At 66.8% G+C, this 12,854-nt stretch carries 11 protein-coding genes; 4 read left to right on the top strand and 7 right to left on the bottom strand.

The genetic code is table 11. The features are described from left to right. Positions 1-59: 59 nt before the first annotated feature. The 4 genes from map to hemF all read right to left on the bottom strand — a co-directional run bounded on the left by map (position 60) and on the right by hemF (position 3,259). Positions 60-866 (bottom strand): type I methionyl aminopeptidase, encoded by an 807-nt coding sequence (gene map / locus HT136_RS06050; protein WP_214198669.1) that lies wholly within the window; start codon positions 864-866, stop codon positions 60-62. Then, on the bottom strand, positions 863-1,075 hold the full coding sequence (locus HT136_RS06045; RefSeq protein WP_214198668.1) for a ParD-like family protein: 213 nt from the start codon (positions 1,073-1,075) through the stop codon (positions 863-865). Before HT136_RS06045 ends, map begins: the two co-directional genes overlap by 4 nt. Positions 1,076-1,153: 78 nt before the next feature. Further along, the gene (locus tag HT136_RS06040) at positions 1,154-2,302 is read right to left on the bottom strand and encodes a threonine aldolase family protein (protein ID WP_214198667.1); all 1,149 of its coding nucleotides are present in this window, start codon (positions 2,300-2,302) and stop codon (positions 1,154-1,156) included. A gap of 90 nt (positions 2,303-2,392) precedes the next feature. Further along, positions 2,393-3,259, bottom strand: coding sequence for an oxygen-dependent coproporphyrinogen oxidase (hemF, locus tag HT136_RS06035; RefSeq protein ID WP_214198666.1), 867 nt, complete (start codon positions 3,257-3,259; stop codon positions 2,393-2,395). A 63-nt stretch (positions 3,260-3,322) separates the two neighbouring features. Here hemF and pdeM point away from each other — a divergent pair, with 63 nt between their 5' ends. The 4 genes from pdeM (at position 3,323) to HT136_RS06015 (ending at position 6,349) form a co-directional block, all read left to right on the top strand. Next, on the top strand, positions 3,323-4,015 hold the full coding sequence (gene pdeM, locus HT136_RS06030) for a ligase-associated DNA damage response endonuclease PdeM (RefSeq protein WP_214198665.1): 693 nt from the start codon (positions 3,323-3,325) through the stop codon (positions 4,013-4,015). A 168-nt stretch (positions 4,016-4,183) separates the two neighbouring features. Further along, positions 4,184-4,705 (top strand): translation initiation factor IF-3, encoded by a 522-nt coding sequence (gene infC / locus HT136_RS06025; RefSeq protein WP_214198664.1) that lies wholly within the window; start codon positions 4,184-4,186, stop codon positions 4,703-4,705. A 155-nt stretch (positions 4,706-4,860) separates the two neighbouring features. After that, a complete protein-coding gene (locus HT136_RS06020) occupies positions 4,861-5,646 on the top strand; it encodes an EF-hand domain-containing protein (protein WP_214198663.1) in 786 nt (261 codons plus the stop codon). A gap of 73 nt (positions 5,647-5,719) precedes the next feature. Continuing rightward, positions 5,720-6,349, top strand: a complete 630-nt coding sequence (locus tag HT136_RS06015; RefSeq protein ID WP_214198662.1) for a trimeric intracellular cation channel family protein — start codon at positions 5,720-5,722, stop codon at positions 6,347-6,349. 10 nt (positions 6,350-6,359) lie between these two features. Here HT136_RS06015 and HT136_RS06010 read toward each other — a convergent pair whose 3' ends face one another. The 3 genes from HT136_RS06010 to HT136_RS06000 form a co-directional block, all read right to left on the bottom strand. Further along, complete coding sequence (locus HT136_RS06010; RefSeq protein WP_214198661.1) at positions 6,360-7,988, bottom strand: DUF5597 domain-containing protein; 1,629 nt, start codon at positions 7,986-7,988, stop codon at positions 6,360-6,362. Then, complete coding sequence (locus tag HT136_RS06005; protein WP_214198800.1) at positions 7,988-9,649, bottom strand: alpha-L-fucosidase; 1,662 nt, start codon at positions 9,647-9,649, stop codon at positions 7,988-7,990. The genes HT136_RS06010 and HT136_RS06005 overlap by 1 nt, the downstream gene beginning before the upstream one ends. A 306-nt stretch (positions 9,650-9,955) precedes the next feature. Beyond that, positions 9,956-12,832, bottom strand: a complete 2,877-nt coding sequence (locus tag HT136_RS06000) for a TIM-barrel domain-containing protein (RefSeq protein WP_214198660.1) — start codon at positions 12,830-12,832, stop codon at positions 9,956-9,958. Positions 12,833-12,854: the final 22 nt, after the last annotated feature.

Genomic DNA, 12,854 nt, shown 5'->3' with positions numbered 1-12,854 from the left:
CGCGCGCAGGGCCTGGCACAAGGCCAAGCCGCGCGCGCCCGTTTCCCGATCGTTCGGGGTCAGGCCGAGACGGCCTCCAGCCTTTCGATCATCCCCTTTTCCTCGGGGCGCAGCGTCAGTACGCGCACACCCGTGCGGGTCACCGCGACGGTGTGCTCGAACTGCGCGGAGAGCCCGCCGTCGAGCGTCTTGACCGTCCAGCCGTCATCTTCCTGGTAGACCCCGCGCCGGCCCTGGTTGAGCATCGGCTCGATCGTGAAGGTCATGCCCTCTTCCAGTACGAGGCCGGTGCCCGGCTTGCCGAAGTGGAGGACCTGCGGATCCTCGTGCATCTCCTGGCCGATGCCGTGGCCGCAATATTCACGCACCACCGAATAGCCCGCCTTCTTCGCATAGCGCTCGATGGCGTAGCCGATGTCGCCCAGCCGCGCGCCCGGACGGACCTGGCGAATGCCCTTCCACAGCGCCTCGTAAGTGCTCAGAACAAGCCGTCGCGCAGGGCCGGAGACTTCGCCGACCATGTAGGTCTTGCTCGAATCGGCGATGTAGCCGCCCTTTTCCAGCGTGATGTCGAAGTTGACGATGTCGCCGTCCTCGAGGATGTCGCGCGCGCTCGGCACGCCGTGGCAGACCACCGTGTTGATCGAGGAATTGAGCACGAACTTGAAGCCGTACTGCCCCTTGCTCGCAGGGCGTGCCTGGAGCTCGTCGACGATGTAGCGCTCGACCAGGGCGTCGATCTCGAGCGTCGACTTGCCCGCGAGCGCCACCGCGTCGATCCGCGTGAAGACCGAGGCCAGCAGCCGCCCGGCCTCAGCCATGACCTCGACCTCCCAGGCCGCCTTGGGGACGACCCGCCCCCTCATGCCACGCGCTCCATCAGCGGGGGTGGCGCCACGCCGGCCTTGGCCAGTTCGCGCTCCATGATCTGGTTGAAAGTCAGCGTCGGCTCGAGCTCGCACAGCATTCCGACCTTGATCCAGAACGCCGCCTGCGCGTTGATCGAGCGGCCCGAAACCTTGCTCGCCCGACGCACCTGCTCGTGCAGTTCGTCGTCAATGTTCACGATGCCCACGGCAAAACCTCATATACGATTCGCATGCGAACCATATATGGATCGTATATGGGAAGAGCAATGGGCTGCGCTGCGCCGTCAGAACAGGCGGGAAATCGCCTCGCCAAGCTCCGCCTGACCGATCGCGAGACATGCTTTCCCGAGAGAAATCTCCACCTTCCACGATGCGCCCCCATCGACGGACCGAAGCGCGTTGAACAGCCAGATGCCGGTCTCGCGCGCGACACGGTCCCGGGCCAGGAGCCAGGCCTCCTCCTCGCCCTCGAGAAACAGGTGGAACATGCTGGACTGCGGCGGATCGGGCAGGACCCGGGCGCGCTCGTGCGCCGCAAACAGGGCCGCGACGTTGCGCGCGCGGGAAACCAGCTCGGGCATGCGCCCGAGCGCGTCGGCAAGGTTGATCCGCGCCGAGACGATATTGCCCATGGCCGAATGCAGCGTACCGCCCTGCCGCCTTTGCCAGATCGCGGCGTCCGCGATGAAGTCGCGCGGGCCCAGCAGCATGGCCCCGGCAAGCGCGCCGACATCCTTGTAGAAGGAGACGTAAACCGAATCGAACAGCGCCGCGATCGCGCGCAGGCTGCGGCCATAGGCAGGTGCGGCCTGCCATACGCGGGCGCCGTCGAGATGGAGGCGGATGCCCCGCGTGCGACACAGTTCGCTGAGGGCGACGAGATCGTTCCAGGCCGGAAGCTGGCCGCCGATCTCGCGCGCGGGCAGTTCGACGAGGACGCTGCCAAGCCCGGTTTCGCAGGCCGCGCCGCCGGGACCGATGAGTGCGGCCACGTCGGCCGCCGCCGTCGGCCGGTCCGCATCGCCCAGCAGATGCGCCGTCAGGCCATGCAAGGCCTTGTAGCCCCCCTCTTCGTGCAATTCGAGATGCGAGGTCGGGTGGAACGCCGTGACCGGGTTGCCCTGCCGATCGCTCCAGATGCGCAGCGCGATGGGCTGCGCCATGCAGCCCGACGGCATGAAGCGCGCGGCGGGCATGCCGAACAGGTCCGCGACTTCGGCTTCGAAGTCCTCGACGAGCGCGCCCGCACCGTAGAAGTCGGGTTCGAAGCCGGGCACGAGCGTTTCACCGGCCCCTTGCGGCCCGTTCGCTCGACACCACGCGGCAATCGCCTCGAAGGGCTCGGCCGGATGGACCGGGCCATGCCCGGCAAGGTGGCGGCAAGTCAGGCGCAGCCGCGCACGTTCGGCGGCCAGCGCATCGGGTTCAGGCATGCCGCGCCTCTTGCAAACAGGCCGCGTCCCGCGCAAGGCCGGCGCGGTCCGCTCGCCCGTACCCCGCCTCGATCGTCGCCACGCGCTCTCTCAACTCCAGGTCGCTTCGGGAGGGAGGCTCATCAGGATGGCGTCGATGTTGCCCCCGGTCTTGAGGCCGAACAGCGTGCCACGGTCGTAGACGAGGTTGAATTCGGCGTAGCGCCCACGCCATTCGAGTTGCTGCGCCTTGTCGGCGGGGGTGAAGTCCAGCCCCATGCGACGCCGCACGAGGCGGGGGAACACCTCGAGGAAGGTCCGGCCGACCGCCTGGGTGAAAGCGAAGTTCGCCTCCCACGCCCCCTCATCGGCGCATTCGAGGTGGTCGTAGAAGATACCGCCGACGCCCCGGTGCACCTTGCGGTGGGGGATGTAGAAATATTCGTCGGCCCAGGCCCTGTAACGCTCGTAGTAATCCGGTCCGTGGGCATCGCATGCAGCTTGGAACGCGCCGTGGAATTCCTCGGTGTCCTCCGCATAAGGCAACGGCGGGTTGAGGTCGGCGCCGCCGCCGAACCAGGCCTTGGTCGTCGTCAGGAAGCGGGTGTTCATGTGGACGGCGGGCACGTGCGGGTTCGCCATGTGCGCGACGAGGCTGATCCCGGTCGCCGAGAACTGCGGAGCCTCGGGCGAAGCGCCATTGACCGAGCCGGCGAACTCCTTGGCGAAGGTGCCGTGAACGGTCGAGATGTTGACCCCGACCTTCTCGAACACGCGCCCCTTCATCAGGCCGCGCGTGCCGCCACCGGTTTCGCCGTTGCTCTCGCCTTCGACCGCCGCGCGCTGCCAGGGCGTGTACTGGAAGGCGGCATCACTGCCCGCTTCGCGTTCGATCGCCTCGAATTCGGCGCAGATCTGGTCGCGCAAGGTCTGGAACCATTCGCCCGCGCGGCGCGTGTAGGGTGCCCAATCGGTCATGCAAGTCATCCTCGTGTTGGGGGAGCGCTTGCCAAATCGCATCGCGCACGGCAAGGAAAAGCCATGGTTCCCTTTTCGTTCTGCACGCATGAACTGATCCTGCTCGAAGGCAGCGGCACGCGGCCGGGCGCGCTCTACTGGCCCGCCGAACGCGCGCTGCTGGTGGCTGACCTGCATCTCGAGAAGGCCAGCTTCTACGCCCGGGGCGGGCAGATGCTGCCCCCCTACGACAGCCGCGAGACGCTCGAGCGGCTGGCCGAGGCGGTGCGCCGCACGGGTGCGCGGCGGGTCTTCGCGCTCGGCGACAATTTCCACGACAGCGCTGGCCCCGCCCGCCTCGAACCTCATGCGGCGGGCATGCTCGATGCCCTCACCCGTTCGCTCGACTGGCTGTGGATCACCGGCAACCACGACCCCGAACTGGGCGCGAGCGCGGGGGGCACCTGCGTCACCGAAGCCGAGATCGGCGGCCTTGCGCTGCGCCACGAAGCGCGGCCCGACGTACAAGGCCCCGAGCTTTCGGGCCACTTCCATCCCCGCCTCGTGGTCCATGCCCGCGGCCGGCGCATTGCGCGGCCCTGCACGGTGGCCAGCGAGAGCCGGCTGATCCTCCCCGCCTTCGGTGCATTGACCGGCGGCATGGCTGCGGACGACCCCGCGATCCTGGGCGCGCTGCAACCGGCCGATGCGATCGACGCGCTCGTTCCCTCCCGCGCGAGGCTCGTTCGCTACCCCCTCTGGCGGAAAGCCGCCTGAAAGCCTATATAGGGAGACGAAGGTCGGTTCGCTGGCCGGGGCATCCTTGTGAACGTCGCTGAAAATCGCTCTTTGCGCGAGGACGCGATTCGCACTAAGGACGCCTCAATTCGCCTATTTTCAGAGTAACGACTCAGGAGAACGCATATAGCACCCCCACCCCGGCGCATGATGGCGCCACCGGTCAAGAGCGGACCGCGCTACAACAAGTTCATCCAAGCCGACAAGGTCCGCGTGATCGACGAGAACGGCGAGAATGTTGGTGTCCTTTCGACGCGCGAGGCGATTGAGCGCGCGGCCGATGTCGGCCTCGATCTCGTCGAAGTCTCGCCCAACGCCGATCCGCCGGTGTGCAAGTTTCTCGATGTAGGCAAGTACCGCTACGAGGCCCAGAAGAAGGCCAACGCAGCGCGCAAGACGCAAAAGACGCAGGAGATCAAGGAGATCAAGATGCGTCCGAACATCGACGACCACGACTACGACACCAAGATGCGCAACGTGCAGCGCTTCATCGGTGATGGCGACAAGGTGAAGGTGACCCTGCGTTTCCGTGGCCGTGAACTCTCGCACCAGCAGCTGGGCATGAACCTGCTGCGCCGCGTGCAGGAAGACGTCGCCGAGATCGCCAAGGTCGAAGCCTATCCGCGCATGGAAGGCCGCCAGATGCTCATGGTGCTCGCACCCAAGTAAGCACCGGCGCTGCGTCCGGCGAGCACAGACTGCCGGCGCACACCAGATCGAGAGGCGCTCCCGCAAGGGGGCGCCTTTTCGCATTCCGGGCCCTGATACAGCCTGCGACAGCTTTTGAAATGCAATGGCTACAGTTACGTGGCACCAGCGCTTACATGCGCAAGACCACCCTCACTCTCGCCTCGCTCCTCGCCACCACGCTGCTGCTTTCGCAGCCCTCGGCCGTCATGGCCCAGATGGGCGGCATGGGCGGTATGGGCGGCGGCGACATGGGAGGTGGCGGAATGGGCGGCGGTCCGGGCGGCGGCGGTGGCCCCGGTGGTCCCGGCGGCGGTGCTCCGGGCGGCGGCAAGCCGCGCATGCCCAAGCCCATCAAGCGCAAGACCTTCGACAAGGTCGTGACCGTGATGTTCGAGACCGCCGATGCCAACCGCGACGGCACGGTGACGCTCGAGGAGTTGCACTCCGTGATCGAGGCGCGCCGCGCCGCGATCATCCGCGAGCGCTTCGCCAGCGTCGATGCCAACCACGACAAGACGATCTCCGAGGCCGAATTCATCGCCTGGCAGTCCGCCATGGGCTCGGCCGCCGCGCACGAGGACAGCGCGCTCGGCCGCAGCGAAGGACCGATCCCCGACGCGATCATGCCCGATGCCGGCGACGAGGATGAGGACCAGATGCTCAACGACCTGATCGAGCCGCTCACCGGCACGGTCATCGCCAAGGCCAACGGCAACTACGACGCCGGGCTCTCGCTCGACGAATTCCTCGCCTACGAGGGCAAGATCTTCGAGGCCGCCGACAAGGATGGCGACGGCGAACTCTCGATGATGGAATTGCGCCCCCACGGCCGTGGTGGTCCCGGCGGCCCCGGCGGACGCGGCGGCCCGCCCCCGGGCGGACCGGGTGGTGCCGGCGGCCCTCCCCCCGCGCAACAGTAAGCCGCGCCGCCTGGAACATACGGGGCAGGCCGACAGGGTTTGCCTCCCGCCTTCCCCGGTGTAGGGCAAGGCCATGGCAGGCCCCAGCGATCTTGTCCTCGTCGGACCGATTCTCGACTTCGTAAACTTCGCCGGGATCGCGGTCTTTGCGGTCTCGGGCGCGCTCGTCGCCGCGCGCAAGCACCTCGACGTGATCGCCGCGATCTTCTTTGCCATCGTCGCCGGGATCGGCGGGGGCACGATGCGCGACGTTCTCGCCAATGTGCCGGTCAGCTGGATGGTCTCGCCAGGCCCGCTCGTGATGTGCGTGGCGATGGGCGCGGTGGTCTGGCTTCTGCCCACCCGGATCTGGCCCGAACGCGCGCTCGAATGGTTCGACGCCGCGGGCCTTGCCGCCTTCGCGGTGTTCGGCACCGGCAAGGCGCTGAGCCTCGGCGTCGCGCCGCTCCCAGCGCTGGCGATGGGGGTGATCAGCGCCTGCATGGGCGGGGTCATCCGCGACGTGGTGGCGGGCGAGCCCTCAATCCTCCTGCGCAACGAGCTTTACATCACCGCCGCGCTGCTCGCGGCGGGCGTATTCCTTGGCCTGACCGCGCTTGGCCTGTCCTCGGGCCTCGCCACCATTCTCGCGACGCTGGCGGGCTTTGGCCTGCGCGGCTCGGCGATCCACTGGGGCCTGCGCCTGCCCCGCCACAAGGGCTGACGGGCAAGGCTCAGCGGATCGGGTAGCTGGCGAGCTTAACGTGCAGCACCTGGTTGGCCGCAGTGAAGTTGAGCCCCCAGTCGACCTGGTCGCCGTTCCACACCCGCTCGAAAACCCAGTTCCCGGCATCGTTGTAATGCCCCTCCTCGACCCGGTCGAGGATCAGGTTCGCGCGCGCGGGATCGCGCAGGGCGAATTCGACACGCGCGAAGTGGCCGGTGACGAGGTATTCGTCGGGCGCGATCTCGGCAATGGCGACGCCGCCCTTGGGCCAGTCGTTGCCCTTGGCCTCTCCCGCCCCCCAGTCGCCCCGCCCGAAGCTGACTTCGGCGCGGTAGCGACCGAGGTCGAGCACCTGACGATGCCCGTCCGCCGGGTCCTCGCTTTCGGCGGCGCCCCAGGTCTTGCCCGCAAGCGCCCAGCGCGGCCAGAGCCGGGCGAGCTGACCGAACAGGGCGTAGTTGGCCGCAAAGGGCGCCAGCGCCTCGTCGTTCAGCTTCGAGGTCAGCGGATAGCTGGGCAGATAACGCAGGCGATCGATCCCGAAGGGCGACCAGCCGATGGCGCCGCGCCCCACCGCTTCGAAGAAGAAGCGCGCATAGTCGCGTGCGTGGCCCGTCTCAGGCACGAAGAGTGCGTTGTCGGCCCTCTCGTAGCTGTCGAGGAAGCCGGTGTAGTCCTTGTGGGCTGTCGTGTAGATGTCGGGCGCCACCAGGTCGAGATGGGGCGCGGCGGCCTTGTAGACCTCGATCACGGTGTTCGCCGGGCCGCCGCTGGCGTAGGTCGCCGGGTCCTGCCAGGTGAACGGGCTGCCGGGCAAGGCGGCGTTGACGTACATCGGCAAAGGCTTCTCGGCCTTGCCCGCCGCCGCCACCTGGTCGATGTAGCGCGCGATCGACCAGGCGTGGAAGTAGAGCTCGGCGTCGCGCCCGTAGAGCGCGCTCCAACTGCCCGGCCCCTTCCCCGTGCGCTTGCGCAGCGCCTCGGGCACGGGTCCCGCAAAAGCCTTGTTCGCCTCGGGCGAATGGTCGCGCGCAAGGCCATAGGTGCCCGGCTCGTTTTCCACCTGCACCATGATCACGGTGTTCTGCGGGTCGACCTCGCGCAAATGGCGCATCAGCGCGGCGAAGGCCTTGCTGTCGGCGGCAAGCGTCGCGGCGGCGAACGGCGAGAGCGCGTAGTGGAAGGTCCCGTCGGCCCGGCGCATGCGGGGAAAGCGCGCGTTGTCGAGCTTGACCCAACTCGGCGCATATTGCGGGTTGGTGTTCTTCCAGGTCGCGAACCACAGGAGGACGAGGCGCACCTTGTGCGCGCGCGCCTGTTCGAGCAGCAGGTCGACCGCTGCGCAATCGAAGTGGCCTTCCTCGGGCTCGATCTGCTCCCAGCCGATCGGCGCTTCCACGGTGTTGACGTGCATCGCCTCCATCGCCGGCCAGACGCCGGGCATCGCGGCGGGCCACGAACTGGAATTGTTGATCTGCGCGCCCAGCATCAGGAACGGCGCCCCATCGACGATCAGCGCATGGCGCGCGCCCTTCGTTTCGATATGAGGCACCTCGTTCGCCTGCGCACCGGCTGGCCGCGCAAGGGCCAGAAGCGCACAGGCCGCGAACGGCAACCCGCGCAGGAGATGGTGCATCACACCAGTCCCCGCCCCTCGAGCTTCAGGACCGGCACGAAGTGCTCCGAACGCGGCACGGCAAGGTGCAGCGCGTCCTCGCCTTGCCGGAACGAAACCGCGCCCCCGCCCAGGAGGCGCACCTGCTCGACCCGGCCCTTGCCCGCCCGGGCCAGCGCTGCGCGGCCGAGCGCCGCGACCGAGAGCGGCGCATCGCCCGGCGCGAGCACGAACAGGTAAAGCGCGCCATCCTTGGTGGTAAAGCGCACGTCGCCCGGCACGAAGCCCTTGAACCCACCCTCGTTCTGCATGCCGACCTGGAGCTGTGTCGGCCCCTCGCCGTACATGTGCCAGGGGCGCGATCCGTGAACCGCCTCGCCGTGAACCGCGAACCAACGCGCAAGGTCGTCGAGGATCTTCTCCTCTTCGGCATCGATCGTACCATCGCCACGCTGGGGCACCGAGAGCAGCAGGTTGCCGTTCTTCGAGATAACGTCGGCAAGACGTTGCACGACCGCCGCGGCGGGCACGTAGCTCTTCTCGGTGAAGCGCGCGCGGTTGTAGAACCAGTCACCCAGGCACGTGTCGGTCTGCCAGGGCTCGTCCCAGAGATGATCCGAAAAGCCACGCTCGACATCCTGGACGAGGCCGAAACGCGCCTGCGCCTTCAACTGCTTGGCGGTCAGCACGACATCGATCTTGCCGTGCCACTCGATCGAACGGTTGTAGTAGTCCGCCGCCGCCGCGAGGCCGTAGGTGCCGAAGGGCAGCTCGTAGTTGTCCATGTAGCAGAAGTCGGGCTTGTACTTGGCGACGAGGTCCATCTGGCGCAGCAGCCACTGGCGCGCGAAGCGCTCGTCGCCCGGCGGAGCCGTCTCGATCCACTGGCCGTCGTGCTTGTCGTGCCATTCGTTCATGGCCTCGATGGTTTCGATCCCCTCGGGCGCGACCATGTGCGGCCCGGTGTAGAGCTCCTGCGGGTCGAGCCCCTCCCACCATTTGCCCTTGCCGTCGGCCTTGGTCAGGCGGAAGGCATCGTAGCGCTCGCCCTTGCGCGGACCTTCCGGGTCGTAGGCATAGCCGGGCTGGTACCAGTGCCAGGCGTGCGAGATGTGGTTGGATACGCCGAACTTGAGGCCCGCCGCGCGTGCCACCTTTTCCCAGGTGCCGACCACGTCGCGCCCCGGCCCCACGCGCAGCGAATTCCAGGCGTGGTGCGCGGAATCGAAGCAGTCGAGGTTGTCGTGGTGGCAGGCCAGGCTGACGAAGTACTTCGCGCCCGCCTTGACGTAACGATCCATCAGGCCCTGGGGGTCCCACTTGTCCGCGCGCCACAGGTTTTGCACGTCCATCATGCCGGTATCGGCGGGATGCCCGTAGGTCTTGAGGTGGTGCTCGTACATCGGGTGGCCCTGCATGTAGAGGAACCGCCCGTACCAGTCGCCCTGCTCAGGCACCGCCTGGGGGCCCCAGTGCGACCAGATGCCGAACTTCGCATCGCGAAACCACTCGGGGTAGCGGTAGTTCGCCACCAGCGAGTTCCACGTCGGCTCCACGGGCCCATGTGCCACCCCGCTCGGCAGGCTATTCGGCAAGGCTCCCAGCGCCCGGCTCGAGGCCCCGGCCCCGGCGGCGAGCGCGCCACCGAGGAACGCGCGGCGGCTGGGCTGCAGACCGCGCATCACGCGAAAACTCCCGGTGTCCGTTCCGGCATGAAATAGGCTTCCAGTTCCATCGCTTGCATCCGCTGCACTTGCCCCGTCGCCATTTCGATGCCGCGCGTAAAGCGGAACTATCGCATCCCGAATTCACCGCTCGAATTGCACGGCCCGGCGTAAAGATGCCAAATAAAATCGAAATAATTACGAGTATTTAAAAATCACCACCAGTTCGACTTGCCCAAGGCACATCGATACTGCATTGCGAAGTCCGGCCTGCCCCACTTTTGGAGGAGGAAAGGCGGGGCAGGCCGGACCCGTGCAGGGCGCTCAGGGACGCTTGATCCGCAGCGCCTTGCCGGTCCACTTCACTTCGGCATCGTAGCTCGTCGTCTCGGCCACGCTTTGGCCGGGAACGATCCACTTCACGCGCACGGTGCGGCTCGCGGGCATGCCCTTGTAGCCCTTGCCCTCGCGCGCGCCGAGCGTGACCGTGCCGCTGGCATCGTCATAGGCGATCGGCATGCGCTCGAAGGCGCCGGTCTTGTAGCCTTCCGATCGGCCATCGTCGTTGTAGAGCGAGAAGGTGCCGTCCGCGCCGGTGTAGACCACGAGCGTGACCGGTGCCTCGGGCTGCTCGTCGACGTACTGCTGGACGGGGCCCATCGGCACGATCGAACCGCTGCGCACGAACAGCGGCATGCGCGTCTCGGGCGCGGGAACGATGGCCGAAGTGCCGCCGGGATAGGTCTTGCCGGTTTCGAAATCGTACCAGGTCACGCCCTTGCCCGGGAACCAGACCGAGCGCTCGCGCACCTGGTAATCCGCCACCGGCGCGACCAGGAAGGCCTTGCCGAAGAGGAACTGGTCGTTGACCGCGCGCGCCTTTTCGTCCTGCGGGAAGTCCATCACGAGGCCGCGCATGATCGAGCCGTCCTTCATGTAGACGTCCGCGCCCAGCGTGTAGATGTAGGGCATCAGGCGGTAACGCAGCTTGTCGTACCACACCATCGAGGCGCGCATGTCCGAGCCCTCGGGCGCGATTTCGAAGATTTCGCGGTAGGGATATTCGCCGTGGCTGCGGAACAACGGGCTGAAGGCGCCGAACTGGAACCAGCGCAAGTTGAGTTCGCGCCATTCGGCGAGATCCTCGGGCTTGGGATTCTCGGCGGCGAAACGCGGTTCGACCGAGAAGCCGCCGATGTCGTGGGTCCAGTTGGCAAGCCCCGACATCGCGGTGTTCACGCCCGCCGAGATCTGCGCCTTCAGGTCATACCAGCGCGTGGCAACGTCGCCCGACCACACCGCCGAGCCGTAGCGCTGCAGGCCGGCAAAGCCCGAACGGGTCAGCAGGAACGGGCGGACATCGGGTTTGTAGCTGGTCCAGCCATCATAGAACGAACGTGCGTTCATCAGCGGATACGAGTTGAAGAACTCGGCCGCGGGCCCATCGGCGTTGGGGCCCATGCCCGCGATGCGCTTCTCGATCGACAGGTTCGAGTGGAGATCGGGCTCGGAGGCGTCGGCCCACCAAGCGTCGAAGCCCTTGGACGCGATCTTGGTCTCGATCTGCTTCCAGAAGATCTCGCGGCCCTTGGCCGAATAGGGATCGTAGAAGGTGTTGAGGTAGCCCACCCCGACCCAGTCCTTGTTCCCCTGCTCCAGGTTACCGTGATAGACGGCCCCCGCTGCGTCGAGTTCCTTGTAGTTCTCAGTCGTGGGATAGAACTTGGGCCAGACCGAGATCATGATCTCGGCGTTGTTGGCGTGGACGTCGTCGACCATCGCCTTGGGATCGGGGAAGCGGGTCTCGTCGAAGTCGTGGCTGCCCCAGGCGTCGTCCTTCCAGTAGCGCCAGTCGAGCACGATGTTGTCGATCGGCAGCTTCATCTGGCGGTAGGTGTGCAGCACGTCGAGCAGCTGCTTGCTGTCCTCGTAGCGCTGGCGCGACTGCCAGAAACCGTAGACCCACTTGGGCATCATCTCGGACTTGCCGGTGAGCTGGCGGTAGCCCGCGACCACGCCGTCCATGTCCTTGCCCGGGATGAACCAGTAGTCCTTGTCGCGCGCGACCTCGCTGGTGAACCAGACCGAGTGGCGATCGGCTGCGGGCAGCGGGTCCTTGTGCAGCAGCGCCATGTAGCCTGCATTGGGCTCCCATTCGATGCGGATCTGCGCCGGCTTGCCCGCGGTCATCGGCACGCTGAAATCGGCGTACCAGGGGTTCCAGTTCTGGCGCCAGCGGTCGAGCACCAGCTTTCCGTCGACGTAGACCTTGAAATAGCTGGACCCGTAGAGCTGGAACTCGTGGGTCCCGGTCGCATCGGGCAGGACTTCCCCGGTCCACACCACGGTCTGCGTCTGCACCGCGTTGCCGGCCGTGTTCTGGCCTTCGGTCGCCGCCTCGGTCTTGGCCTTGGCCTTCTCGGGCCACTTGGCCTGGTCCTCGATGTACTGGTAGTCGATCGAGGCTTCCTGCTGTTCGACCGCCAGCTTGCCGTCGAGGAAGTACTGCGCCTTGAAGCCCGGCTTGCCGCCCGAGGAGACCTTCATGCCGCCCGCTTCGCCGACCAGCGTGTAGGGCGCAGGATTGCCGAAGCGGGTGATGCTCTCGTTGTCCCAGAGCAGGCCGTAGTTCTTCGTCGAGACGACGAAGGGCGTACCGATGTCCATGTTGTGCTGGGCGAGTTCGACGTCGCGGCCGTTGAAGTCCATCACCGACTGCTGGTGCTGGCCAAGACCGTAGAGCCCCTCGTCGGTGCCCTTGTTGAACTGCTGCGAAACCGTGACGTAGGGCGTGCCGTCCGCCTGGGTTTGCGTGAACACGGCGGGCGCGCTTTCGCTCAGGAGCTCGGCGCCCTTGGCGTCATAGAAGCGCACCTGCCCGGTCGCCTTGGTGATCGCCGCGGTGGCCCTGGCGGCGGTGACGAAGACCGTGCCCTGCTTTTCGCTGACCGTGAAGGTGCCCGCCTTGGGCGGGTTGGGCGCCATCAGGCTGGCGTTGGGCGCAGGCGCCTTCAGGCCCTTGGCATGCGCGACGACGTGGAAGATGCCATCGCCGTGCAGCGTGACTTCGACGCGGTCGGACGGACCGCTGTCGGGCGTTACGACGACACCACCCGCGACCTTCTCGACCGTGGCGGCCAGCGCCGGAACCGAACAGAGCGCGGAACCCGCAAGCAGCGCCGACAATTTAAAAAGCTTCATTTTGGTATCCCCTGCCCTGTCA

Source organism: Novosphingobium profundi, assembly GCF_018491765.1.
Classification (GTDB): domain Bacteria; phylum Pseudomonadota; class Alphaproteobacteria; order Sphingomonadales; family Sphingomonadaceae; genus Novosphingobium; species Novosphingobium profundi.
Note: the sequence above shows the minus strand (reverse complement) of the source record. Positions and strands in the feature narration are given on the sequence as shown.